General features: G+C 24.5%; 18 protein-coding genes. 9 read left to right on the forward strand and 9 right to left on the reverse strand.

Going from position 1 to position 26,877, the window contains the following annotated elements; translation table 11 throughout:
* Positions 1–334 precede the first annotated feature (334 nt).
* The gene (locus R4K56_RS10250; RefSeq protein ID WP_335758305.1) at positions 335–1,399 is read left to right on the forward strand and encodes a thiamine biosynthesis protein; all 1,065 of its coding nucleotides are present in this window, start codon (positions 335–337) and stop codon (positions 1,397–1,399) included.
* A gap of 73 nt (positions 1,400–1,472) precedes the next feature.
* Here the strand turns inward: R4K56_RS10250 and R4K56_RS10255 are convergent, their stop codons facing one another.
* Genes R4K56_RS10255 through ftsZ form a run of 4 tightly spaced genes read right to left on the reverse strand, consistent with a single transcriptional unit; the run spans position 1,473 to position 6,946 of the window.
* On the reverse strand, positions 1,473–2,282 hold the full coding sequence (locus R4K56_RS10255) for an SPOR domain-containing protein (protein WP_335769433.1): 810 nt from the start codon (positions 2,280–2,282) through the stop codon (positions 1,473–1,475).
* Positions 2,239–2,853, reverse strand: coding sequence for a dephospho-CoA kinase (gene coaE, locus R4K56_RS10260; protein ID WP_335772509.1), 615 nt, complete (start codon positions 2,851–2,853; stop codon positions 2,239–2,241). Before coaE ends, R4K56_RS10255 begins: the two co-directional genes overlap by 44 nt.
* A 31-nt stretch (positions 2,854–2,884) precedes the next feature.
* A complete protein-coding gene (locus R4K56_RS10265; protein WP_335772510.1) occupies positions 2,885–4,813 on the reverse strand; it encodes a tetratricopeptide repeat protein in 1,929 nt (642 codons plus the stop codon).
* A 15-nt stretch (positions 4,814–4,828) separates the two neighbouring features.
* Entirely contained in the window at positions 4,829–6,946 is a 2,118-nt protein-coding gene (ftsZ, locus tag R4K56_RS10270; protein WP_335772511.1) for a cell division protein FtsZ, read from the reverse strand.
* A 293-nt stretch (positions 6,947–7,239) separates the two neighbouring features.
* Between ftsZ and mtaB the strand changes: the two genes are divergently transcribed.
* Positions 7,240–8,493, forward strand: a complete 1,254-nt coding sequence (gene mtaB / locus R4K56_RS10275) for a tRNA (N(6)-L-threonylcarbamoyladenosine(37)-C(2))-methylthiotransferase MtaB (protein ID WP_335772512.1) — start codon at positions 7,240–7,242, stop codon at positions 8,491–8,493.
* An 83-nt stretch (positions 8,494–8,576) separates the two neighbouring features.
* Here mtaB and R4K56_RS10280 read toward each other — a convergent pair whose 3' ends face one another.
* Complete coding sequence (locus R4K56_RS10280) at positions 8,577–11,783, reverse strand: hypothetical protein (RefSeq protein WP_335772513.1); 3,207 nt, start codon at positions 11,781–11,783, stop codon at positions 8,577–8,579.
* A gap of 137 nt (positions 11,784–11,920) precedes the next feature.
* On the opposite strand from R4K56_RS10280, the gene R4K56_RS10285 reads away from it, so the two are divergent.
* The gene (locus R4K56_RS10285; protein ID WP_335772514.1) at positions 11,921–13,312 is read left to right on the forward strand and encodes an SMI1/KNR4 family protein; all 1,392 of its coding nucleotides are present in this window, start codon (positions 11,921–11,923) and stop codon (positions 13,310–13,312) included.
* A 122-nt stretch (positions 13,313–13,434) separates the two neighbouring features.
* Here R4K56_RS10285 and pyrF read toward each other — a convergent pair whose 3' ends face one another.
* The 3 genes from pyrF to R4K56_RS10300 are packed head-to-tail and all read right to left on the reverse strand — an operon-like array spanning position 13,435 to position 16,549.
* Positions 13,435–14,790: an orotidine-5'-phosphate decarboxylase gene (gene pyrF, locus R4K56_RS10290; RefSeq protein WP_335772515.1), complete on the reverse strand. Its 1,356-nt coding sequence runs from the start codon at positions 14,788–14,790 to the stop codon at positions 13,435–13,437.
* Positions 14,791–14,847: 57 nt separating this feature from the next.
* Positions 14,848–15,759 carry a dihydroorotate dehydrogenase gene (locus tag R4K56_RS10295; protein WP_335760426.1) on the reverse strand — a complete coding sequence of 304 codons (912 nt, stop codon included), beginning with the start codon at positions 15,757–15,759 and terminating at the stop codon, positions 14,848–14,850.
* Positions 15,760–15,778: 19 nt separating this feature from the next.
* Entirely contained in the window at positions 15,779–16,549 is a 771-nt protein-coding gene (locus tag R4K56_RS10300) for a dihydroorotate dehydrogenase electron transfer subunit (protein WP_335772516.1), read from the reverse strand.
* A gap of 242 nt (positions 16,550–16,791) precedes the next feature.
* Here R4K56_RS10300 and R4K56_RS10305 point away from each other — a divergent pair, with 242 nt between their 5' ends.
* Positions 16,792–17,286, forward strand: a complete 495-nt coding sequence (locus tag R4K56_RS10305; RefSeq protein WP_335772517.1) for a CAP domain-containing protein — start codon at positions 16,792–16,794, stop codon at positions 17,284–17,286.
* Positions 17,287–17,709: 423 nt separating this feature from the next.
* The gene (locus R4K56_RS10310; protein WP_335772518.1) at positions 17,710–19,398 is read left to right on the forward strand and encodes a vWA domain-containing protein; all 1,689 of its coding nucleotides are present in this window, start codon (positions 17,710–17,712) and stop codon (positions 19,396–19,398) included.
* Positions 19,399–19,758: 360 nt separating this feature from the next.
* Here R4K56_RS10310 and R4K56_RS10315 read toward each other — a convergent pair whose 3' ends face one another.
* Positions 19,759–20,424, reverse strand: coding sequence for a suppressor of fused domain protein (locus tag R4K56_RS10315; RefSeq protein ID WP_335772519.1), 666 nt, complete (start codon positions 20,422–20,424; stop codon positions 19,759–19,761).
* Between the two features lie 210 nt (positions 20,425–20,634).
* Here R4K56_RS10315 and R4K56_RS10320 point away from each other — a divergent pair, with 210 nt between their 5' ends.
* The 4 genes from R4K56_RS10320 (at position 20,635) to R4K56_RS10335 (ending at position 26,239) form a co-directional block, all read left to right on the forward strand.
* Positions 20,635–22,434, forward strand: a complete 1,800-nt coding sequence (locus R4K56_RS10320) for a phosphotransferase (protein WP_335772520.1) — start codon at positions 20,635–20,637, stop codon at positions 22,432–22,434.
* A gap of 14 nt (positions 22,435–22,448) precedes the next feature.
* The gene (locus R4K56_RS10325; RefSeq protein WP_335758458.1) at positions 22,449–23,726 is read left to right on the forward strand and encodes an MATE family efflux transporter; all 1,278 of its coding nucleotides are present in this window, start codon (positions 22,449–22,451) and stop codon (positions 23,724–23,726) included.
* A complete protein-coding gene (locus R4K56_RS10330; protein ID WP_335758457.1) occupies positions 23,720–24,073 on the forward strand; it encodes a type II toxin-antitoxin system RelE/ParE family toxin in 354 nt (117 codons plus the stop codon). Before R4K56_RS10325 ends, R4K56_RS10330 begins: the two co-directional genes overlap by 7 nt.
* 228 nt (positions 24,074–24,301) lie before the next feature.
* On the forward strand, positions 24,302–26,239 hold the full coding sequence (locus R4K56_RS10335; RefSeq protein WP_335772521.1) for a tetratricopeptide repeat protein: 1,938 nt from the start codon (positions 24,302–24,304) through the stop codon (positions 26,237–26,239).
* Positions 26,240–26,877: the final 638 nt, after the last annotated feature.

The following is a 26,877-nucleotide window of genomic DNA, read 5'->3' on the forward strand; positions in this document are numbered from 1 at the left end:
ATATAAAATTTATTTACGATATTTAAGTTTTATATGTATAAATATTTACATTCTTTTAACTGTAAATTATATAAAAATTTTTGCATTGTATAATATAAACTTCTTAAATATATTTTATAAGTTTGAATTACAAAATATTAATTTTTAAATATTATAAAGCTATTTATAAAAATTGTGAGCCTCTGGCAAATTTATTTGACAGAGCCTTTGCTGTAGGCACGTAAAGCGAGCTAACAATTTTTATTAGCAATAATAAAAAATATTAATTTTATTTTGACAAAATATAGTTGTTTGGTTATATTATAAAAACAATTTATAAATTAAGGAAATATTGATGAGCGATAAAAAAGCAAAAGCTATTTTACTATTATCAGGCGGACTTGACAGTATGCTTGTAGGAGCTATTCTAAAAAGAGAAAACATTGATGTACTTGCTTTAAGATTTGTTACTGGATTAGAATATGCAGTTATAAAAGAGGAATTGCTTGATATATACAGTGAAGATCCTGCCAAAAAGGCTGCTGACTTTCTTAACATACCAATAAGATTTGTATCATTAAAAGATGTTTATTTGGATATGTTTTTAAATCCTAAATATGGATACGGAAGTGCAATCAATCCATGTTTGGACTGCCATATATTAATGCTAAAAACTGCAAAAAAAATTATGGAAGAAGAAGGTTATGATTTTATAGCTACTGGAGAAGTTAATGGACAAAGACCAATGAGTCAGAAATCACAAGACTTAATAAATGCTATAAGAGAAAGCGGACTTGAAGGTAAATTGTTAAGACCATTATCAGCAAAACTTTTACCTATAACAAAGGCAGAAGAAGAAGGATTAATAAACAGAGAACATTTATACGATATATACGGCAGATCAAGACATGTTCAAATGAAATTAGCAGAAGAATTCGGAATCACTGACTACCCTATTCCAGCAGGTGCAGGCTGTGCTATAGTAGATAAAGGCTATGCCAGAAGATATAATGACCTTATTGCTAATAACGGAAAGGAAATACTTAATATTGAACTTATGCAGTATTTGGCAATAGGAAGACATATAAGATTAGATAAAAATACTAAGCTCTTGCTCGGAAGAAATGAAAAAGAAAATAATGCTTTAGAAAAAAGAGTAAGAAAAAATTGTATTACATTAAAACCCAATTACAATAAAGGCCCATTCGGATATTTAGAAATTTATGATAATATAGAAAATGTTCAGAAAGATATAATATATAAATCTGCTATGATAATGGGATACTTTTCAAAAGAGGATACTGAAACTTTATCAATAACTGCATCATATTATAATAATGATGAAAAAGAATATAATAAAGAAATCATTGAAATAAATAATCAAGAATCAAAAAATACACAGTTTGAACAAATAGTATAAAAATAGTAATGCCCTCATAAAAATGATTAATATCTTTATGAGGGCACCACTATAACTTTTAGGATATTTTTATTTAACTTACTTTCTTATCGGAATAAATATAACTATCTTTATATGCTGGAATTTTCTTTATTTCAGCTAAAGCCTTTTGAGCTTCTTCCCTAGTTTCATATCTTCCTATTTTTAATTTATACATAACTTTACCATCTTCCATTGATTCTTCTTTAATGAAAGCTTTTGGGAATTTAGTTTTTAAATAATCTCTAGCAGAGTATGTATTATCTTTATCATAACCAACTGCAACTTGTATAAAATATATAGAATTCTCTGAAGAAGATCTAGTATATGGTACTCTTGTTGTAGAAGTAGAAGTACTTGCAGTTGTTTTCTTAGGAGATACACTAGCTAATTGCTGAGGAGGAGTATATGTTGAATTAGGGGCCTGACCAGCTGTTTCTTTTACTTTTATATCTTCATTAATAGCATCTAATTCTGAAGCTAAATTTTGAGTATACTCATTATATCTGTCAGCAGAAGTATTGCCTTCTCTTATGATGCTTGAACTGTCATATTCATTTAAAGCAACTGCATTATTTTCAGGTACATCAGCTGCACTGTTTTCAGTCATCATGTTTTCAGATTCTTCTGCACCTCTCATTAATGCCTCTATAGATTCATTTGCAGTGTTGCTAGCATGTACAGGTTTTGAACCGCCCAAATGAAAACCTAATACAAATATAAATAATATTAAAGCAACAGCACTAATAGAGAATACCAACAATCTTATAGGTGTAAAATTAACTATATAGAGTGTCTTTCTTTTGCCAAATTGACTATTATTAATAGAAGTGCCTTTTTCTTCTGTATTTTGATTTAACTCCATAATGCCTTCCTAATTTTTTTGAGATTATAATTAAATTATTATAATCCTTCATGTTGTTTATTAGAATATCGGCATTGAGCTTATTATTTTTAACATCTCTTTGCATTTTTAGTCTCTTTCTAGCCTCATGCTCAGAAATATTTCTGCTTTTTTTCATTCTGCTTATGATGTCGGAAGTCCTTGCATTTACATATATCAAACTTGTACACATAAAGCGAATTTTACTTCTCATAATAAGTGCTGCTTCTATAACAACATTTTTATCAGTGGAATCTATTAATTGTTTTACCCTATTTTCTATATACGGATAATTAAGTTCTTCAAGTCTTTTCAATTTTTTTAAATTGCTAAATACTATAGAACCTAATTTTTTTCTGTCTATATTATTATTTTCATCTAATATTTCAGCTGAAAATTCTTTAACTATATTATCTTTATTATTAATCAAAGCTTCATGCCCTATAGAATCTGCATCTATATATAGAGCACTCATTTCTTCGGCAAGCATTTTAGAAAAAGAACTTTTGCCTGAACATATAAGTCCATATACGCCTATAATATTTCTTTCCATTGTATGATTTAAATTACTAATTCAAAATAAATTATATATTTGTATTTGTACTTTGTGTTGCTGATCTATTTGTTATATAAGGCATAACTATTTGATTTAAATTAATAGTATTCAATAATCTTCCATCAATAAGTTTAGCCAAAGATACATTCTCATCAGCTGTTATAACTTTTATCATACCTATAGCACTGTTATAGCCTTTAGTGGCTAAATCAGTTCTAGGAGTTGTTGTATTATAAATAATAAGATTCATATTATTAGTAATGCCTTGTAATTTACCAGCATTAATATATATATTGTCATTATGAATCTTTATTACCTTAGCATAGAAAGGTATTGAATTATTTATAACTCTTCCTGCCATAACTGCAGCACCCATTATTTTTTCTCTGCCTTTAGTCATAACTGTAAAGTTAGTAACAACCTGTTCGCTTTTTACATCTACTAAATCCAACATAATAGTAAATGTATCAGCATTTTGGAAAGTTGAACCTCTTAAGAAATAATCAACATTTCTTGAATGTAATTCTCTGTATAAATCTCTAGTTTCATAGTAATTTGTATACATATCTAATACTTTAAATCTTCCAAATTGAGGAAGTACATAAGATAATGTCTGATATAAAGAAGTATTCAAAAACATCGGACTATCTTTCTGTGCTGTAATTGTATCAGATATAGCAACTGTAAAACCTGGCATATCTATATTATATTGTTCTATGCCCCAAGATTTTGATACTATATTTTTATCTAATTTTCTTTTATAACTATCATATTTATAGATAATAGATTTTTCTGAAGGATTAACATTTTTAGCTATCTCTAATTCTTCCAAAGACTTTTCTTCCAATCCCATTCTTCTATAAACATCGGATAGCATTAATCTTGAATAAGTATTTGCCGGATTCAATCTCAACATATGTTTTAAATATGCCTGAGATCTAACAGTATCAGCAAGTCTAGTATAATAAGATGCTAAATTTCCATAATATAAAGCAGCTCTGTCTCTTTCATAATCAACAGTAGGATTTGTATGAAGAAGTACTCTTTCATAAGCTAATCTTCCAAGTTCATCTTCAGGCTTAGCTCTTAAATAATTTATGTATGCATTTTTAGCTCTTACATAATTATGGGCACCTTCATAAACACTGCCTATATAATAATATTTATCATTATTTTTAAAACTTGTATCAGGCATATATTCTAATATACCAATAGCATCATCATATCTTTTTAATGCCAAATATATATTAGCCTGCAATATTTTAGCATCATTATAATTTGTATAATAGAATAGAGAATTATTTACTTCATCTAAAGCATGATTATAATCTTTATTCAAATAATAGTAATTAGCAACATGATAATAAGACTCAGCCATTCTAGGATTATTAGTTACATTTTCATTAAAAAGATTTAATGCTGTTTCATTGCTGCCATTAGCTAAATACAAATAACCTAAAGCAACTATAGCCTCTGGTCTTACTCTGTCTATAACTCTAGCTCTTTCATACATACTTAAAGCTGTTTTATAATATCCAGCTCTTTCACTAAGAACACCTTCTGCATAATTAGCTAAATAGTTTTTACTGTCTAAATTTTTTATTGTATTAACTGTAGTTCTTGCTTCTGAATTTCTATTATTAATCAATTCTATAGTTAATTTTCTTTCAAAAAGTCTATAATTCTTTGAATGATAACGCTGTGCATCATCTATTAAAGTTTCAGCCATAGAAAAATTATTAAGTTTTATATAATTATCTATAAGCAAAAGATAAGCATCTAAATCGCTAGGTTTAACATTCATCGATTCCAACATATTGATAGAATCTTCATAATTTCTTGAATTGTATAGTTTCAAAGCATTTTCTACAGTATTTTGAGAGAAAGCTGTAAAACTGCATATACAAAAGATAAAAAGACTTAGAAGGAATCTTTTACCAAAAATATTTTTCTTCATATTAAAAATAACACCTTATCTCATAGTATTTCTTGCCTGTATTTGACGTCTTAAAAAGGCAGGTTTCTCTAAATCTGTTTCAGTCACAGATGATTCCCCAAATATTCCTATTTTGGAACCTAATTTATTATGTTTGTCCATATAATCATCGGAAACTATATCAAAAGGTCTTCTATAATCTGAATGAGGATGATTAGTTTTTTCTTCGTCCTCAAAACGCATTTCTTCTGATATTTTTTCTACTGCTCTATTATGTATAGTAGAATTTCTTGTTTCATATCTTAAACTATCTTCTGCAGCATTTTGATTATTATTAACTATAGTTCTGTTAAATCTTTCTACTTCATTAGTATGTACATTAGAATTATGCATATTAGAGTTATCGTTAGCTGATAATTCTTCTGATGCATAATGTTCATTGTTATTAAATCTAGTTGATTTAGTTATAAGAGGTTTTCTAAGATTTTTAATTTTATTTTCAAAGCTATAATCTTCTTCCTCTGCTCTTTCTTCTTCTATTATTTTTTCTTCTACTACAGTTCTTGTTTCTATAGTTTTATTCTCTATAGGTCTATTTTCTACAACTCTATTTTCTGTCTTAATTTCAGCAGTTTTAACTTCTGATACAGCAGGTTTTACTTCAACTTTTTCTTCTCTTATCTCTTTTATTTCTTCAGTTTTATGTACTTCAGCAGCAGCTTTTGGTTCTTCTGCAACTTGAACTTTTTCAATAGCTTTTACTTCCTCTGTCTTAACACTTGCTGCTCCAAGTTCTACTTCTTTTTCTTCTTCAGGTTCTTTTACTATTGTATTAATATCATCTATTTCACTTATATTTTCTGCTTTATTATTAGATGACACTACAGTTTCAGTAACTTTTTTATCATTAAAAGGATTTAATGCTGCTTTAGGAGTTTCAACTTTCTGTACTTCTTCTACTTTTTTAGTTTCAACCATATCAACTACAATATTTTCTGATTTATTAGTTGTTTCATTTGAAGTACTGCTATTATTTATTTTAGAAGTACTATTAGATGAATTATTTAAACTTCTGTTTATATTAAATCTGTCATTAGCATTTTCATCAACATCTTTATTATCAGAATCATTTTTAGCATTAGCATCAAAACCTGTAGCTACTATAGTAACTATAATTTCATCTTTGATATCTTCTTTAGGGCAAACACCAATTTTTATATTAGCATTTTCATTAGCATAATTATTGATAATTTTGCTAGCCTCTCTATATTCTCTCATAGCAAAGTCTTTAGGACAAACTATATTAGCAAGTATACCTCTAGCATTTTTGATACTAGAAACATCTAAAAGAGGATTTTCAAATGCATTAGTAATAGCTTTTTGAAGTCTTTCGTCACCCTTACCTACACCTATACCTAAATGTGCTCTTCCATTAGAAAGAGATATCATAGTTTTTACATCGGCAAAGTCTACATTGATAAATCCTGTTTGAGTGATTATATCAGAAATACCTTGTACGCCTTGACGAAGTATATCATCTACAACAGATAAAGCCTGTTCATAGCTGTAATTATCCATATCAACCATATCATATAGGTTTTCATTAGGTATTATAATAAGAGAATCCACTACTGTAAGCATTTTATCTATGCCTGATTCAGCACGGTTCATTTTTAATTTGCCTTCATAATCAAAAGGTTTAGTAACTACACCAATAGTTAAAGCACCTGCTTTTTTAGCAGCTTCAGCAACTACTGGGCTTGCTCCTGTTCCTGTACCGCCTCCGAAACTGCTTGCAATAAATACTAAATTAGCACCGCTTACAAGTTCTTCTATTCTAGCAATATCTTCTCTTGCAGCTTCAGCACCTCTTTCCGGGTCTGTACCTGCACCTAAACCTTGAGTTACTCTGTCTCCTAAAACAACTCTAGTAGGAGCATTAGAACGGGAAAGAGCTTGAGCATCTGTATTCATTGCTATAAATTCAACATTTTCTAAGCCTTCTTCTATCATTCTATTTACTGCATTACATCCGCCATTACCTACACCTATTACTTTGATTATTGTGTTATCTAATGAAGATGCATTATTAAATGTCATTTTTTCTCTCCCTTTATTATTATCAGCCAACTCTATTCGATAGTTAGGATTCATTCTATACACTCCCTTGCTATATATAATAGAAATTAAATTCTTTTATTATTTAAATATTAATAATATATGTTAATACTATACTCGCATTTTAATAAACATAATTATATTAACATAATTATAAAATACCGCAAGTAGGAAAAATAAAAAAATATCTTATTATGTTAATCGGAATTTATAGAACTTTAATAACAAATTTATTATGTTAATTAATCATTTTTTAAAATATGTTTGAGTTATTATCACTTTTAATATATACTAATAAAGAATTAATACTATTTATTTAAGAGAATAATATGAACATACATATACATACTTTTGGATGCAGACTAAATCAATACGAAAGTGAAAAAATATCTTATGAATTAAAAAATATGGGTGCCAATATCACCGAATTAGATAATGCCGATGCAATAGCTGTAAATACATGCACTGTTACTAATGACAGTGATAAAAAACTCATGGCTTATTTAGAAAAACTTGGCGACTTATCTCAAAAAAAGATATTCTTAATCGGATGTTATGTATCAAAAAAAGATAGAGATTCTTCTATTATTAAGGATAATATTGTTCTTATACCTAATGATAAAAAAGAGGAAGCATCTGAAATAATATTTAATACTATGCATAATAACAACTCTACTGAGTTTAAAAATCTTATATTTTTTCCTCAAGAGCAAAGCAGAGCATATTTAAAAATACAGGACGGATGCGAAGTATTTTGTACTTATTGTATAGTATCAAGAGTACGCGGAAGTCACAGAAGTGTTGAGCCTTCAAAAATTTATGATGCTATAAAAATGGCTAATGATTATAATTATAAAGAAATAGTTCTTACTGGCTTAAATCTTGGTTCATACAACTATAATAATGAAATAAAATTCACAAAAATACTTCAAAACATATTAGAACATTCATCAAAATATGGAATAAGAATAAGACTTTCATCTGTAGAACCTCTTTATTTTGATGATGAGCTTATAAGTTTATTTCAAAATGATGATGTATTATGTCCTCATACTCATATACCTTTACAATCAGGAAGCAACAAAATATTAAAACTTATGAACAGAAGATATACAAGAGAAGATTATTTAAACATCACAGAAAAGCTATACAAAATTAATTCAAATATGGCTATAAGCAGTGATGTAATGGTAGGATTCCCGCATGAAGATAATGACGACTTTAATGATACTTATGATTTATGCGAAAAATCAAAATTCATAAAGATTCACATATTTAGATATTCAAACAGAGAAAATACTCCTTCATCAAAAATGGACGGTCAAGTAGGATATAGAACTAAATTAAAAAGAGCTAAAATATTAAATGATTTAAATAACAAACTTAAAGATTCATATTACAAAAATGCTGAAGGAAGAAATTTAAAAATAGTAATAGAAAAAGATTTGAGCGATAATAATTATATAGGAACAAGTGCTGAATATTTAAAATGCAAACTTTATAGCGAAAATGCTTTAAACAAAAAAGATCTTGTATCAGCAAAGGCATTGAAATATGAAAGCGGTATTATGATTTGCGAATAAATATAATATTAATAAATAATTCTGCTTTTAAGTTTTTCATTTAATAAAAAATAATTTAAAAGCAGAATTTTATATTATTAATATTAATACATATAATCTATATCAATACTAATATCACCATTATACATATCTTTTAATATATTATTAATTATATTTATTAATTTATTCAATTCTATCTTTAATTTATTTTGATCTTCTATTTTATTTTTTAAAATCGAATAAATAATTTTAAATACTATATCAATTAAATATCGTTTTAAATTCTCTATATTTGATTTTTTAGATATGCAATCTATATAGTCAAATAATAATTTTAATGAATCATACGAATAATTACTATAATCATTAAAAATATCATATATAGCTTTTAAATTATTATCTTTTTGTAATTCTTCTAAAAATTGTTTAAAGCTATTATTATTAATGTTATTTATTTCATCACAATAATAACAATTAAAAACACTTTTAAGCATAATAAATTCTATTAATTCTGAAACACATATAAAACCTGAATGAATATTCAAGTATATAGTAATTACTTTATCAATAAAATACTTGCTATCTTCAATAATTTCAGTAAATAAATATAAAATAATACATACCTTTTCTTTTAAATTATCTTTATCAAAATACTGATTAGATATTTTATAAAAAATTGGTACACATAATAATTCATCATCTATACTAGATATATTACTTATTTTAAGTAAATTATTTAATACTTTTAAAGATGATTTAGAATCACCTAAAGAACATAATAATATACAAATATGATATATATAATACAAATCATTAAAAATAGCATTCCATATATTAGTATTATGTTTAAAATACATATTTAATAATTTTATTTTTGTATCTACATTATTATTTTCTACTAAATCAGAATTAATAATCTTATTTAAAATCTGTAAATTTAAAATATCATGATTTTTCAAAACTTTAATAATATCTGAAATATTAGATTTATTGATTATATTTTTGAAAATATCTAGTTTAATAAAATCATCTACAATTGAATTTAATTCTGTTCTTCCATTTTCAAAAAATATATCAGAATAAATAAATGAAGAAAAAATGATAGAATTAGGAATTTTTAATTTTTTTAATACATTTATTTTTTCTTGAATTAAATTCATATCTAAACAATTTTTTTTATCTATTAAAGCAATAACTTTATACATTAAAATCATTTTCATAATATTAGTATTTACATTAGTATTTTCATCTAAATAAAAATACTCATTTATGATTATATTTAATGCATCTATTTGTAATTCTCCACCATTGATATTAGATTTTTTTATATAATTAACTATAGAATCAGAATTTATCCTATATAAACTTTTTAAAAATATCATCCAAGAATATATATCAAATCTCCCTCTTTGTGGAAAATTACATGATTTAGAAATTTCAATATAATTTTCTATAGATAATTCATCTTTTTTTATAATATCTAGTAAACTATTTGAATAAGTTAATGTTACTCCTAATTTTTTATAATGATTATCAAATAAATATTTTTCCATTTTTATAAGCAATTCTGTTTTATCTGAAATTAATTTAATATATTTATTAAAAATATCTGTTAATATTGGATAATCTTTTTCATTTATATTAGCTAAAATAGCAGATAAAGCTAAAAAAGCAATTATTTCATCATCATTTTTTAATTTATTATATTTTTCAATAAAACCATTTATATTATTTTTTAATACATCATCTATAGTATTATTTTCTATATCATCTATTAGATATTTAATATACTTATTTCCATCTATCTTTTTATTATTTTTAATAACATCTCTCATATTGAAAAACTCAATTGAATTATTTAATATATAATAAATATAATCTATTAATTTATCATTTTTTAATATATTAATAGAGAATATACCTAAAGGATATTCTCCCATAACAGAATTAATACTATTTGTAATAGAATATAATAATACATTATTTCCTTTTTTTAACAATAAATATCTATCATGCATTTTAACATTGTTTATCGTTTTTAATATTATATTAGTATTTGTTAATTTAAATAATTTCCAAATATTTGACAATTGAGATGATAAATAATTACTATTGTTGGAAGTAGTAATTATTGTAATATTTCCAACAAGTCTATTAATTAATACCATCATATTTTGAGTAGAATTCATATTAGTATTTTTATCATTTAAATCATCAAATGCATCAAAATATGGATCTATAAAAACAGCCTCATCTGATTCTTTGACAAGTTCTATTATTTTATTAATACATTCTGTACTACTTATCTTTTCAAACCAATAACTTTCTATTCCATTTAATTTTATATAATCAGATCTTTCATTTATAAATTTATCTTCTATGTATTGATTATAAATGATATAATCTTTTAGTTTAGTATTATTTATTTTATTAATATAACTTATTTTTGAATGTATAGGATCATCTCTTAATGATATTTTCTTTAAATCTTTATTTTTTTTACTTAAAATATCACTTATAGTTAACATATTTTGCATAATATGCATTTTTAAATCTATCTCTAATAATAGGTGATAATTTTCATAATATATAGATTCTCCAGTTTCATAAAATATTTCTAAACTATACCCAGTTGGTAACATTGACATCGTGATATCTTTTTCCAAAGAATCAATATTAATAATACTATCAAAAATTATTTCATCATTATTAGAATAAATAATAAGCCTTGCTGTATTACTAACTACACTATCATCAAATGATAAATTTACTTCAGATGAATATATATCTACATTTACTTTAAAAGGAGGATTATAAAATAAAATATTATTTTTCATAATATAAAAAGATCCAATAGGTATAGAATTATTATAAAAAAATGGAGCAGCATATTTTTTTAATTTTTCTACAATATTACTCATATCAATATTACCAAAGTCATAATCATTAATAAATAATTTTTTAAATTTATGTAAACTAATAAAAGAATATGAATCTTTTGGTTTATTTAATTTAGCCTCTGATATATATTTTATATCCATCTCATTACCATTTTGTTTAAGTAAATCAAATGAAAAAATATTATCATTTACATATTTATTAATGAATTCATTATATTCATTTTCATCTAAAATACTGAAAGATATTTCTATTTCTGAATCATTAAAAACAGGTAATTTATCTAAAAAACAAAAATTATCACACTTTATTACAAATCCAAAAAGAAATATTTTATCATTGCATAAAATTAATCTATAAATATAACAAATATATTTTTTTCCATATAATACTCCTAGTTTAACTAATAACATTATAAATGATATTAATTAAATATAAACATATAAAGTACATAATACTCAATTATAGTAAATAAAAATTGACAAAAAAACTTTTATGATACAAAATAATAAAAAAATACAATAATTACAAACTAGGAATTCCATAAAATATGATAATAAATACAGAACTCAACAATGAACGTAAACAAAATATTTTTAATCTCCTAAATAAATGCAAAGAAACAGATAAAAACTTCAAACAATTTGCATCAGAAAGTCATAAATATAAATTAAATCCCCCTATAAATAAAAATAAAGTTATAGAATTAGAAAATAAATATGAATTCAAACTTCCGGAAGATTATTTTTGGTTCATAACAGAAGTCGGAAACGGAGGGGCTTGTCATGGCTACAGTATGGATAAATTTGAAGATATGTATTTTGATTATTTGAAATATGATAACAGAATTGATTTAATGATAGAGTATTCAAAAAAAGTCAATGAAGGAAATGCTAACGATATAGAAAATACAGACTTTGAATATTACGGAATATTAAGGTTCGGAACATTGGGTTGTTCTTCTTCTATAGGTTTAATAGTAACAGGAGAAAATAGAGGAAAAGTTGTTTATTATGATGATGAGTTTTATGAAGAACCTTTTATCACTTGTTATGATAATTTTGTTGATTATTATGAGAATTGGGTTTTGGAAACATCTCTTGATTATAATATGGGTTCTTTTGGGTTAAGATTAAAATTTGAAATTGATGATTTAATTAAATACTATTATGATATATTAAATAATAAAAAAGAAGATAATATTATAAATAAACAAAGCATTATAACAACAATGCATAAATACAAATCATTAGAAGAAAAGTATTTAAATGAAATATATAATTTATACAATTTAGAAAAAGATGAAAATTATAAATTAAAACTTGTTTATTTATTAGATAATCATAATTATAAAAAAATAGAAAAACATATAAAAGATGCATTTCAAAACAAAGATATTATAGATTCTTATATTAAAGTTTTATATTTAAAAGTTCATGCTGACAATAATTTGTTTGTAGGCAATTTTAAAAAAGAAATTTTTGATTGGACAGATGAAATAAAATTAGCACTGGAATATTATAAAAAACTACATAATGAAGAAAATAAAATAAATAATTACAGGCTTCTTATTGATATGGCTTTATACCTTTATAAAAATAATTTAATAGATTTTAATGAATTTGATATATTTATTAATAATAGAAACTCTACTATACTATATATTCTATCTCTAAATACTTTAGAAAATGATAATATATTTAACATTTATATAAATGAATTTGTAGAAAGCTGTTCAAATAAAGATACTGCTAAAATAAGAAATACGATTGCATATTTAGAAAATATTTTAAAAAATAATAAAAATTATAAAAAAGAAATAATAAACACAATAAAAAGAGAATATCAAAAATTATTAGAATATTATAAAGTAAATGAACCAGAAGATAAATCTATAATACATTTTATAAACAACACTTCAAAAAGAATATTTAATTATTAATGTTTAATATTTAATTTAAAAAAAAAATTATTTCTGACAAAATATAGTTGTTTAGGTATATAAAAAAATTGGACTGCTTACACAATCCCAATTTTTTTAATTATTAAATTTTTATTTATTAATTATTTGCCCCATTCATCAGGGTTTTTATTCCATTCTAATGCTTTTTTCAATTCTTCTTCAGTTATATAATTTTCATCTTTAGCTATTTCCATAAGAGATGAGAAATTTGATAATGATGAGAATTTTATTCCTGCTTCTTCAAAGTTTTTATAAGCTTTCTCAAATTCATAAGAGAATATAGCTATAATTTCAAGACCTATAGCTCCTTCACTTTTAGCAGCTTCAAATGCTTTTATTGAACTTCCTCCAGTCGATATTAAATCTTCTATTAATATAAGTTTTTTACCTTCGCATTCAACACCTTCTATTTGTTTACCTCTGCCATGTTCTTTCTTTTCAGCTCTTATATAACAAAGCGGCTTATTAAGTTCATAAGCTATGAAAGATGCCCAAGGTATTCCAGCAGTGGCAGTACCAGCTATTACATCAAAATCTTTATCTTTAAGAATGCTTACAAAAGCATCTACTATAACTTGTCTTGCTTCAGGGAAACCTATAACATATCTATTATCACAATAAATAGGGCTTTTTATTCCAGATACAAAAGTAAATGGTTCTTTAACATTTAATTTTACAGCTTTAGTATCCAATAAAGCTCCAGCTATTAATTTTGCTTTTAACTTTTTGTTGTTAGCTATTCCTTCAGCAATTTCTTCAACAACCATTTTACATGCTTTTACTCTGTCTTCACTTCTTGTAATAGGTCTTCCAACAACCAAATAATCACAGCCGTTTTCTATAGCTTCTTTAGGAGTCATTATTCTTTCCTGATCATCAACGCTAGCCCATTTAGGTCTTACACCAGGACAAACTGTTCTGAAATTCTCACCGCATTCTTTTTTTATTAAAGCTGCTTCTCTAGGAGAACATACAACACCATCAAGTCCTGACTCTTTTCCTAATTTTGCCCAATTAACAGCTAAATCTGTAAGTGCTAAATTAGAGCTGAACATATTTTTTACATCATTTTCTGATAAACTTGTAAGTATTGTTACGCCTATTATAAGATTGTCTTTATTGAGTTTTTTTATTTCTTCAACCGTTTTTTCCATCATTTTTTTACCGCCGCTTGTATGCACATTAAACATAAATATATTCTGTTTAGCGGCAAAAAGTGAAGCCATAGCAGTAGTATTAGGTATATCATGAAATTTTAAATCAAGAAATACTTTTTTATTTTTACTTGCCAAATACTCTATTATTTCACCTTTAGTATATAGGAAAAGTTCAAGTCCTACTTTATAGAATACAGCTTCATCTCCAAGTTCATCTATAAGCTTTGTAGCTTCTCCCATAGAATTAAAGTCCAATGCTATAATTAATCTTTCTTTTGGATTATCAGTTAATTTTATCATAAGATTTATCCTTAATTATTATTTGTATATATAAAATTAATTAAATTACTAAATATATTATAAATGAGCTGCACCTATTAAATCTTTTATGTTTTGTATATTATTTTCTTGAAGGTAATTATTAATACCATCTATAACTTCAATAGGAAGTATAGGATTAGAAAATATTCCGGCACCTATGGAAACTAAAGCAGCTCCTGCCATTATAAATTCCAAAGCATCATTATAATTGCTGATTCCTCCCATACCTACAATTGGAATTTTTACAGCTTTATATACTTGATAAACCATTCTGACAGCAATAGGTCTTATACAAGCACCTGATAAACCTCCGAATGTGTTTCCTAAAAGAGGTTTTCTAGTTTTTGTATCTATTTTCATAGCCAAAAATGTATTAACTAATGATACACTGTCAGCTCCTGCATTTTCAACAGCCTTTGCTATGCTTGATATGTCTGTAACATTAGGAGAAAGTTTTACTATTAAAGGCTTTTTAGTTAATACTTTTTTTACAGCTTTTGTGGTAGATTCAGCACTTTCACAGCTTGCCCCAAAAGCCATACCTCCATTTTTTACATTAGGACATGATATATTAAGCTCTATAAAATCAACTCTTTCTATTTCATTTGCAATTTCAGCTACTTTTACATATTCATCTATTGTAGCCCCGTTTATATTCAAAATTATAGGTGTAGTGTATTTTATATTTTTAACTATATTTTCTTTGAAGTACTCTATACCGGGGTTTTCAAGTCCTATACAGTTTATCATTCCGGAAGGTGTTTCTGCTATACGTGTGCCTTTATTTCCTTCTTTTTTATTTAAAGTAATTCCTTTTAAATTTACAGCACCAAGTTTATTAACATCAAAATAATTACTGTATTCTTCACCGAAACCAAAACAGCCTGAAGAAGTTATTACATTATTTTTTAATTGTTTATTTAAAAAGTTTATATTTAATTTATCCATAATAAATTATCCGTAAAAATTATATATTTAATAGTTTAGAATCAAATACAGGGCCGTCATGACATACTTTTTTTAATATATAGCCATTTTCTGAGTTTTCATCTTTTATTTCTATATTGCATCCTAAACAAGCATTAACTCCGCAAGCCATTCTTTCTTCTAATGATGCATAGCATTGTATATTATTTTCTCTAGCAACTTTTATTAAACCTTTCATCATTATTGTAGGGCCGCAAGTATATATAATATCAAAGCTTTTTTCTTTTAATATTTCTTTTGTTTTATCTACAGTATTACATTTATCTCCAACAGATCCGTCATCTGTAGTTATATATAGTTCTATATTATCAGTATTGAATCTTTGCATTATTTTTATAGCACTTTCATTTGCTCCGCCCATTATTAATGTTATTGAGTTATTAGCAATTAATTTTTCTATAAGAAGTTTAATAGGAGCTATTCCCATTCCGCCAGCTACAATTAATACTTTTTTATTTTCAATAGATATATCAAATCCATTTCCTAAAGGCCCTTGAATATTAATAGTATCATCTTTTTTTAATTTTGATAAATATTTAGTTCCTTCACCTTTTACTTGATAATAAAACTCTAGTACATCATTATCTATATAATGCAAACTTATAGGGCGTCTTAAAAAAGTACTGCTTTTAAGCATAAAAAATTGTCCTGCTTTAGAGTATTTATAGCTTTCTTTCGATTTTACTCTAATAAGGTACTTATCATCTGATATTTGTATGTTATCTATTATAATACAATCTTCTAAAAACATTTTATATAAACCTTTAATTTAATTTAGATACAAAAAAAGAATACCTCATCTCTTATGCAGAAAATAGTATTCTTTGAAAATCTCTTTATTAAATATGATGTAAAAAATAAATAATATGTTTCATAAAAATTTAATATACCATATATTCGTAAAAATTCAAGTACAGCAGTAAAAATAATTTTTTAATATGACATATTGTATAAAAAATTGTTATATACAACAAATAAAATAAAGGCGGAAAAATGAAAAAATATACTTTAATGTTTCTATTATTGGTGATAATATCCTGTAATAATAATGCGACTAAACCCGGTTCTGATGGCAGCTCTAATAATAATCCTTCAGTTAGCAGTGATGCTGAAGCAGTATTTAATTTAGTAAATGAAGAAAGGTCAAAAGCAGGCCTTCAAGCATATAAATTAGATGCAAAATTATGCGAAGCTGCAAACAAAAGAGCTAAAGAAATAGTAGAAAAGTATGATCATGTAAGACCAGACGGAAGAGAATGGGATACTGTGCTTGATGAATATGGATTTAATTCAGGGGATTATATTAGAGGAGAGAATATAGTTGCTATGAGAGAAAGTGCTTCTTCAGCTATGAAGGCATGGATGGAATCTACAGATCATAAAGCTAATATTTTACATAATTATTATACTACTATTGGTGTTGGAGTGTATGAATATAATGGAAGTAAATATTGGGTTCAGCTTTTTTTAAGCGATTCTTTTATGTAAAATAATTTATTACAATAAAAAATAATTACATTTAATTATTTTTGTTAAAATTTTGAAATCCGGATTTAATTATTTAATTTGGATTTCAAAATATCCATATCAATATATACTGAAAATTTTTAAGTTTGTCATTTTTTTAGTCAACTTTTTCCCGCCTCATACTCTCTGCAAACTTCGTCAAAGTTGCCAAAAGTGCAAGTACAAAATTAGTCCTAAATCATACCCAATATAGAATTTTAATATATTTAAATGAAGAAGTGTTTTTTATAAAAAAATTTACTTTAAGTTTATGAAAATTATATTTTTAGCACTTGTTTATTTTATTATGTAAACCTATAATCAAAAATATTATGCTTCAATTAACATAACAATGCATATTTATAATAGTCATAACCGATAATAATTAGTAAGAGGGTATCAACTATGAGAAACTTAAGATATAAATATTTATTTGTTATTTTATCGGTAGTATTTATTACTACTTTAGAAAATTTATATTGTCAAAATGCTATAAACTCTTATGCCATAAGAGTTAGAGAAAATGACTTTATAATTTCTCAATTAATGAATGGTTATCAAATCTATATAAGAAAGAAACCTACAGTATCAGGATTTAGGCTTCTTGCTAAACTTCCAAATGGAAATGTTTCTTATCTTTATATAGATGAAAGCGGAAATAGGAATTCTATAATATCTATAAATAATATAGATTTCCATAATTCACTTGGTGAAGTAGTGCAGACTTTTATTCCTGAAACAGTTTATTTGGATAATATGAATAATAATGCAGCATTCACTTTGCAAGATAATTCAATTCTAATATTAGAGGCTTATGACTCTAACAATACCAAATTATTAGATAGTGAAATTACTTTAAAAATAAATAATAATCAAACTTCAATTCCTACTATCTCTTTGAGAAATGTAGAAAAAGAAGGCGATTTATATGCATTTTATTTGTATTATTCAGGCGGAGATAATGGAAAATATGCATTTTATGTAAGGGAAGGTAAAACTAACACTGCATACAAATTAATAAATACTTCTTTTGGTTCTAGTCAAAATTATGACGGCAGCGGAATTGTATTAGAAGATACTTTTAATAGAGAGTTGGGTAAAAAACTTTATATAAAAGCATATTTTAAACAGCTTCCTGAAGACAGGTATTTATCATTTAACGTATTTAATACTAAAGGAGAAAGTTTTACTTATCCTATAGATTATGTTATAGAAACAACTAACGTTAAAAAAGAGATTACACCTCCTCAAATGCCTAGCGGAGGAAATGAAGGTGCAGTTCCTACTAGACCAGTAGATAAAGTAATAGAACCTTCTACTAATACTCTTATTGTTAGCGAAAATAATGCTGCAAACAATGATAATGATACTGTAGTTTTAACTTCTCCTGCTGAACCGGAAAGTAATGAAGTTGTTGCTATTGCTGATAATCTATTAGATAATGATAATGATGAACAAGAAGAAAAAGGTTTTTTTAATGGAGAAGCAATAGATGCATTGAATGATGCAAGTAAGGCTTTTAAAACTCCTAATAATTATGTTCAAAGTAAAGATGAGCTTACTGATAGATTTAAAGATATTATTGATAGATACAAAAATAGTGCTGCTATAGATTTAGTTATAGTACTTGATACAACAGAAAGCATGCATCCATATTTGAAAACTATCAAAAGAGATATCAGAGGTGTAGCTAGAACTTTATTTGATGAGCATAAAGAATCAAGAATAGGTTTTTTATTATACAGAGATGTTAAAGATAAGTATTTAACTAAAAGAATAGATTTTACAGATAATATTAATACTATAAACAGAGAAGTTAACTATTTCTATGCTGCCGGCGGAGGAGATAAAGCAGAACCTATGTATGAAGCTATACAGGAAGCATTAGAAAGATTTCATTATATAAATGAAAAGAAATTAGTTATAGTTGTAACAGATGCCCCAGCAAAAATAATAGGAAGAGCCGACCTAGAATTAAATGCTGCAACTGCTAAGGCTAGAGATATAACAGTTGAATTAATCTTAACTTCTGAATTAGAAGAAGAAATTGAAAATGATTTATCAGATGATTATTTATACTATTTTACTTTTTGACTGATAATAATCAATGATATAGAAAAGCCCTGCTTTTTATTTAAGCGGGGCTTTTTTATTATTAAAAATATTATATTTTTAATTTTATAAATTTCCATATTATAAATATATTATAAACTTTTTTGACAACACAGCCTGCCGGACTTCGTCAAAGTAGCTGCCATACCTACACCTACGGTAGACTTCGTCAGGTACTCTATTCGGTCGCAGCAATCCATGCAGTCGCAAAAGAACTTGGGGTGTTACAAAGTACTCAGAGCAATGAGGATAGTCCACATAAATAATAAAAATAAAAAACTAATTTTGATAAAATATAGTTGTTTATGTATATAAAACATACTATTAAATAAACTTTATATCTTATAATAAAGATTCTCTGCTATAGTCTGTTATATCCGTTCCTATTTTTTGAGCCAATTCTTTTACTGTAATTTTTTTATCATATATAGCATTAAGTTCTGCATCTGTTGCTCCTAAAAGCTCAACAAAAATTACTTTTCCATTAGGAGTATTTATTTCACCTGCTTCATCTGGTATAGTAATAAAGCCTGTTATTTTAGATTTCTGCTCGGCATCAATTCCTTCTTTTTGTTTAGTCCATATATATTCATAAGGATTAAAAACTGCACCGCTTTCAAATACATATTTTGCTAATTGCTGTAAAAATCCTACAACAGTTTTTATTTCATTATCAGCACTATCATCATCTTTTGTATTATTAATCTGTTTTTCATTCATTTTTAATTTGAAAGTAAGTTCAAAACCGAATCCGCTGTAATCTTTGTTTTCTGATTCTTTTTCATAAAGTTCACTGAATCCATAAGTAACAAAATGATAATATCCATTACCTCTATAGATACTGATTCCGTCAAGAGGGTCTTTTCCTCCAAGTACATAGCTTATTATAGGTCTGTAATGCAAAGGCTCCTTTTGTTCAGGATATATTTTCTCAAAAGTTTCTGTTATTGCATCAAAACCGGAAGTATTTATTTCTTCATTATTTAAATCTTTTGAATTATTACTCATATTTAATTCCTTTATATATAGTCTAATAATATTACAGAATAATTTATTTTTTTGCAATTACAATATATGACAACTTTTTATTTATATTTAGACAATTATTTATAATATAAAATGACAACTATTATTTAATTTTTTGACAACTTTATTATTGACTTTAAATGTTATTATGCTATATTTATATTATGAAAATGATTGTATTGGGAGATATATATGCCTTCAGATAAAGAGAATAGAATGTTAGAGCTTTTAAAAAATAATGGTCTTAACTACAAAGATTTAATTATGTATTTGATTGAAGAAACTAAAGGTGAAGAGTCTGATTATAATACTATAAAGACTAATTTCTCTAAAATGATTTCTGGTGAGAGGAAGTTTAAATATGAATATATACCTCTAATCGAGAGAAAATTAAAAACTACTTTTGATTATATTCTTAATGGTAAGAGTAAAAATCTTAATGAATTTATACCTAGAGGAATAAATTATACAGCATTTATGGATATTTATAATAAGTATCAAACTTTATTAGAAGAACTTAAGTCAAATGAAAATATTCTTTTAATATATGATGAATATAAAAAGAATATAGTTGATTATATTATTGACTATAAATCCATAAATGGTATTAAGTATTTACTTGATAATGATTTATTAAAGTATTTAAATCATGAAAATGTATTTGCCATTATAGATATTATAATAAATAAAAAGCCTGAGTATCTTCCTAATATATTGAATTTTCGTTTATATGCTGAAAGCAGTTTTGATGAATTATTAAGAAAAGATGATATTAAAATTAAAATTGGCGGAAGTTTTGATTTTAATACTGTATTTAAAAAAGATATATCAAAGTATAAAGATTTGATAAATGAAATTTTAAAAAATGATGATCTTTTCAATTTATTTTTTGTAGAGAATTTCAGCTCTATAGAAAATGGATTTTTATACCAAATTAATAATTATCAGGTATATTCCTTCAACATTATGATTTTATTATTCATTGATACAATAATAAACTCTAATTCCGTTTATAAGATATATAACGGAGAGGATAAATTAAATAAGATTATTTCTTTTATAGATAAATACAATGATTTTTTATATAAAGGAATATATGAAGAAGAAATAAATACAGCAAATGTATCAATAGAATATTTGAAATTAGATGATATAGATAAAGACATTTATTCTGAAAGTATACATTTTTTCTTATGCAAACAAAATAATAAGGTAGGTTTAATTTTTAAAAATGATCAATATAAAAAATCTGTAATTAATGATACTCTAAAAAAAGAATTTTCAAGATTAGATGAAAAATTTGCCAAGTCTGAAAGTATAAAGAATAATAAAATAATATTCAGAGAAGACAAAGTTTATAAGATTAGGTCTAATAATGAAAAAGAATATGAGTTCCTTAAATTGATGGAAGAGAATAACTACAAAAAAGTTCCTAGATATTATGGATATGATAATGAATATGATATATATGAGTATATAAAAGGCAGTACAGAACAATATGTTTATATGATGCCTTTAGAAAGAATATATCAGGTTCTTGATACAATCAAAGAAATTAATGAAATATCTAAAAAATACCTAAACGGAAAAGTTTATGTTCATAATGATTTAAGTTCTCAGAATGTAGTTTTTGATGATAAAGGAAAATTAAAAGCAATAATAGATTGGGAGCATTGTAAGGAAGGAGAGGAACATGAGGATTTAATCTATATTATATGGACTTGGGCTAATATAGGAGCGTTAGATAGAGATCATGATAAACTGCTTGATTATCTTGAAAAAATTATAAAGTATTATAATCCAAGTGATAAAGTTAGAGAAAATTTCATTGATAAGATGAAAGATGTAATGGCATCAAAAGAACAGGAGGCAAAAGAGAAATTCAAAAGAGATTCTAAAGAATATAAACGTATATATGAATGGGCTGAATGGAGTAAAATTTGGGTAAGATTTAATAGGGAGAAAATCAAAAAAATAGTTAATGAAAAATAAAGGAGTTTATAAGTATGATTAAAAATATTTTATGTTTTAAAAATTTTAATTACAAGTTATATCTTTCTTTGATATTTTTAGCTTTGTTCCCAGCATTATATCAAACTATAAGAACTATGATAATTTCTATTTCTACAGACTCATCTGTATTTAATGTTATAGGACAGCTTGAATGGTTTGATTTAATCAATGAAACATTACTAGCTTTTTTGCATATTCCTCTTTATGCTATATTTAACAGAGTGATAAAAAATGATGATGCTAATTTTCCAAAAGTTACTTTTAAAGTTATGTTAGTTGGATTTATATTATATTTTTTATTCTCTATTGTTGTTTACATAATATCAAGAAGTCTTATAGGATTTATGAATGTAAATGAATCAGATATTGATTTAGTTACTAGGTATTTGAATTTAGAAACTATAGCATTTGTTATTGGCTTCATTATTACTTCTGTAAATATAGTTATAGTATCAAAAGAATTATATAAAGTGTTTGTAATATTTGCTATTGTAAAAACTTTGTTTCTTGTAATATTAGATTTTAATCTAGTATCAAGGTTCAACGCTTTCGGTGTAGCATATTCTAATATGATTATTAATACTTTGATGGGAATATTAGGTATTGTTATTTTAATAAAAATGGGGTTATTAAAATTATCAGGCTTTGAAAAAGATGATAAAAAAATATTCATTTCATATTTCCAAATAGGTATATTTTCAGCATTACAAATTTTAGTTGATAATATAGTATATGCTTTAATGGTTGTAAAAATGGTTAATCTTGTTGCTGAACAAGGTAATTACTGGGTGGCAAATAATTTTATATGGAATTGGTTATTAATGCCTGTATTAGCTTTGAATGAAGTTATAAGAACTAATTGTAAAGAACAGAAAAATACTCAAGTTGGAAATTATTTTAGAGTAATATTTATAATTACAGTTTTAGGAGGTATTCTAGTTTTATTTTCAAATATATTCTTTCAGTATGTTGAAAGACTTGAAAATTATAATGATATATATTCCATAGTATTAAAATTATCACCTTTTTATATATTTTATGCTTTGTCTATAATACCTGATAATATATTTATAGGTTATGGTAAGACAATTTATAATCTTATCAATTCTATAATAATAAATTTTGTTTATTATGGTGCTGTGTATATTTTAAGAGGTTATATTAATTTTAATATGAACACTATAATTATCATGTTTGGTGTTGGTATGATTTTTCATGCTTTAATATCATATATTATTTTTTATAAAAAAAGGGAGGATTTAATATGCTAAAATTTTTATTATCAAATGGTAATATAAAAGTATATTATCATGATTGGGTTAAGAACTTTATTAATAATAAGGTTGCTAGGAAAGAAGTACTTTATGATAAAATTAAACATATTGTACATTTGCTTTCTTTAAATATTCCGCCGCCACAGAAACTTTATAAAAAGTTAGAAAACGATATATGGGAAATAAGATATCATGATATAAGAATATTTTGTTACAGAAAAAACAATAAATTATTTCTTTTTAATATCATGGTAAAAAAGAGAGATAAAATAGGAAATATTGAAATAGAAAGAAACAGAAAACTTTTATTAGAAACAAAAATGGAAGTGTTAAAAATATTGTAACTTCTTTTAATTAATAATTAGTTTACTGGTATGAGTCCGCTTTTAAATCTTAATAAGGTTTAAAGGCGGATTTTTATATGAAAAATATATGTTTTTGCTAATTTTGCAAAGTATAATTTTTAAGTCAAATAAATTAAAATATTATAGTTTTGATATATACATAAACAAATTGCTTGAAAAATTATAAAAATATTCTAGTATAATGATATAAAAATAGTTAAGGTATATATGAAAGAGATTTATAAATTATTTGAATTGGCAAATAAGGCTTTTCAAGAAAAGAGATATGAAGATACCATTAATGCTTCAGAAAAGATAATTGATATTTATAATAAAGATTTTCTGTTTTACTTTGACGGAAAATATATAATTTATAAAATTGAAAATGAAGAAGATATAAATAAAATAAATAATATCATAGCAAATACATATTATAATATAGGTGTTTCCAAACAAAAATTAAAAATATATGAAGAATCCATAAAATATTTTGATAAAACTATAAATATTAATAATAATTATTTTAAAGCATATTACAGCAGAGGTGTTTCTAAATATAATATAAAATGCTATAGAAATGCCATAAGAGATTTTAATAAAACATTAGAATTGAATAATTGTTTTAAAGAAGCTTATTACTATAGAGGACTTTCTTATTTTAAATTAAATAAATATAAAAAATCTTTAAATGATTTTAATTGTGCATTAGAAAATATAGATAAAAATATAAAAGATATAAAGAATGATATATATTATCATAGGGCTTTATGTTATTATAATTTAGATATGTTTGAAAATGCCATTAATGATTGTACTAAAATAATAAAACAAAATGATCATTATAAAGAAGTTTATTATTATAGAGCAGATAGTTACTTTTATTTAGGAGAATATCAAAAGGCTTTAGATGATTATGATAAATCAATATGTACTTCATCTTATGATTATGAACATTATAAAAACACCATATATAATAGAGCAGTTTGCAAACAAAAATTATACATGTATGAGGAAGCCATAAATGATTTTAATGTATTTATTTCATCATATCCTAATAGTTCATTTGCATATTATGATAGGGCTTTTTGTAATTTGGGATTGAATAATTATGATAATGCTATAGATGATATTAGTATATTGACAAAAAAATCTGCAGAGAATGAATTAATTTTTAATGATTTAAATTTATGTGAAAAATGGATAAATGATATTGATAAAATAATTGAAGAAGAAAAAGATTTAATTAAAAAGTCTGTTCTTTATTATTTTAAAGGAATATTAAATAGTATTTTAAAAAATTATGATGAAGCGGTAAAAAATTATACTAATGCTTTACTAAATGAATATGATTTACATATATATTATTACAGAGCTTTATCTTATTTCAAATTGAATTTATATCAAAATGCTATAGATGATTATACAAAAATAATAGAATTAGATAATGATTATAAAGAAGTTTATTATTATAGGGCAGCAAATTATTTTTATTTAGGAGAGTATCAAAAGGCTTTAGATGATTATGAAAATGCTTTAATGACTTTTTCTGAATCTTATTCGCATTATGAAAAAATTATTTATTATAGAGCTGTATGTAAGCAGAGATTATTATTGTATAATGAAGCTATAGATGATTTTAATTATTTTATTTCATTAGATAATAGAAATAATACTTTTGTTTATTTTTATATTGCTTTATGTTATTTGGAATTAGAAAATTATGAAGAAGCTGTTAATAGTATTAAACTATTTGAAAAAAATATTATAGGATTAGAAAAATATCAATTTCAATTATCATACATTGATTATATTGATAAACAGTTATTAGAAGAAAATTTAAGTGAAAAAAAGAAATGTATTCTTTATTATTTCAATGGCATACTTAATTATATTTCTGAAAATTTTGAAGAAGCAATAAAAAATTTTGAATCATCTATTGAAATAAATGATAAATATTTTCTTTCATTTTATAATATTGGCATTTGTTATATGAGATTAAAAAATTATGATAAGGCATTAGAGTATTTTAATAAATCATACCAAACAGCTTTAAAAAATAATGATGAATATGAAATAAATTTAATTATAGATAACATCAAAAAATTAGCTCTTGAAAATATAGAGCCAGCAACAGAGTTTTTAAAAAATAATAATATTTATTATTAATTTTTAGTATATACCTAAACAACTATATTTTGTCAATTTTAGTTTTTATATTATTATTATTTTCGGGGACTAGCCCCCGAACCCCCACTTCTTTTGGTGCCCCAAAGAAGCAAAAGGACTATATTTTAGCTCAAATTAATAACCTATCTTACATGTAAAACAATTTTAATATGATTTAGTACTAATTTTATAATTGCACTTTTTGCAACTTTTTGTGGCGGGAAAAAGTTGAATAAAAAAATGACAAACTATAAAATTTTCAGTATATACCTAAACAACTATATTTTGTAAATTTTCCCTTTTTATAAATGTAAATTAAAATTTTTTATAAAATAAAAGATTAGCTAATTTAAAGAAATATCTTTTACATGTAATATAGATTTATTGATTTTGTATAATAATGAGTAATCAACCGCATTTACAGGGGGACATTTGTTAAGAATAAGCGATACCGTACGGGTTGTCACTACGGCTAGTAGTTGACAAACTTAAAAATTTTAAGTATACATCAAATACTAAAAACAATAATGCTTGAAAAATTATTGAAATATACTGAAAATTTTTAAGTTTGTCAATTTTTTTAATATATTGTATAATAGTAATATGGATTTTAATTTAACAGACGAAGAAATAAAATT

Source organism: Brachyspira pulli, from assembly GCF_036997785.1.
In the GTDB taxonomy this organism is placed as follows: domain Bacteria; phylum Spirochaetota; class Brachyspiria; order Brachyspirales; family Brachyspiraceae; genus Brachyspira; species Brachyspira pulli.

Bases quoted from the DNA above. Each gene is read 5' to 3' on its own strand.
- R4K56_RS10250 (WP_335758305.1), top strand. From the start codon at position 335: ATGAGCGATAAAAAAGCAAAAGCTATTTTACTATTATCAGGCGGACTT.
- R4K56_RS10255 (WP_335769433.1), bottom strand. From the start codon at position 2,282: ATGGAGTTAAATCAAAATACAGAAGAAAAAGGCACTTCTATTAATAAT.
- coaE (WP_335772509.1), bottom strand. From the start codon at position 2,853: ATGGAAAGAAATATTATAGGCGTATATGGACTTATATGTTCAGGCAAA.
- R4K56_RS10265 (WP_335772510.1), bottom strand. From the start codon at position 4,813: ATGAAGAAAAATATTTTTGGTAAAAGATTCCTTCTAAGTCTTTTTATC.
- ftsZ (WP_335772511.1), bottom strand. From the start codon at position 6,946: ATGAATCCTAACTATCGAATAGAGTTGGCTGATAATAATAAAGGGAGA.
- mtaB (WP_335772512.1), top strand. From the start codon at position 7,240: ATGAACATACATATACATACTTTTGGATGCAGACTAAATCAATACGAA.
- R4K56_RS10280 (WP_335772513.1), bottom strand. From the start codon at position 11,783: ATGTTATTAGTTAAACTAGGAGTATTATATGGAAAAAAATATATTTGT.
- R4K56_RS10285 (WP_335772514.1), top strand. From the start codon at position 11,921: ATGATAATAAATACAGAACTCAACAATGAACGTAAACAAAATATTTTT.
- pyrF (WP_335772515.1), bottom strand. From the start codon at position 14,790: ATGATAAAATTAACTGATAATCCAAAAGAAAGATTAATTATAGCATTG.
- R4K56_RS10295 (WP_335760426.1), bottom strand. From the start codon at position 15,759: ATGGATAAATTAAATATAAACTTTTTAAATAAACAATTAAAAAATAAT.
- R4K56_RS10300 (WP_335772516.1), bottom strand. From the start codon at position 16,549: ATGTTTTTAGAAGATTGTATTATAATAGATAACATACAAATATCAGAT.
- R4K56_RS10305 (WP_335772517.1), top strand. From the start codon at position 16,792: ATGAAAAAATATACTTTAATGTTTCTATTATTGGTGATAATATCCTGT.
- R4K56_RS10310 (WP_335772518.1), top strand. From the start codon at position 17,710: ATGAGAAACTTAAGATATAAATATTTATTTGTTATTTTATCGGTAGTA.
- R4K56_RS10315 (WP_335772519.1), bottom strand. From the start codon at position 20,424: ATGAGTAATAATTCAAAAGATTTAAATAATGAAGAAATAAATACTTCC.
- R4K56_RS10320 (WP_335772520.1), top strand. From the start codon at position 20,635: ATGCCTTCAGATAAAGAGAATAGAATGTTAGAGCTTTTAAAAAATAAT.
- R4K56_RS10325 (WP_335758458.1), top strand. From the start codon at position 22,449: ATGATTAAAAATATTTTATGTTTTAAAAATTTTAATTACAAGTTATAT.
- R4K56_RS10330 (WP_335758457.1), top strand. From the start codon at position 23,720: ATGCTAAAATTTTTATTATCAAATGGTAATATAAAAGTATATTATCAT.
- R4K56_RS10335 (WP_335772521.1), top strand. From the start codon at position 24,302: ATGAAAGAGATTTATAAATTATTTGAATTGGCAAATAAGGCTTTTCAA.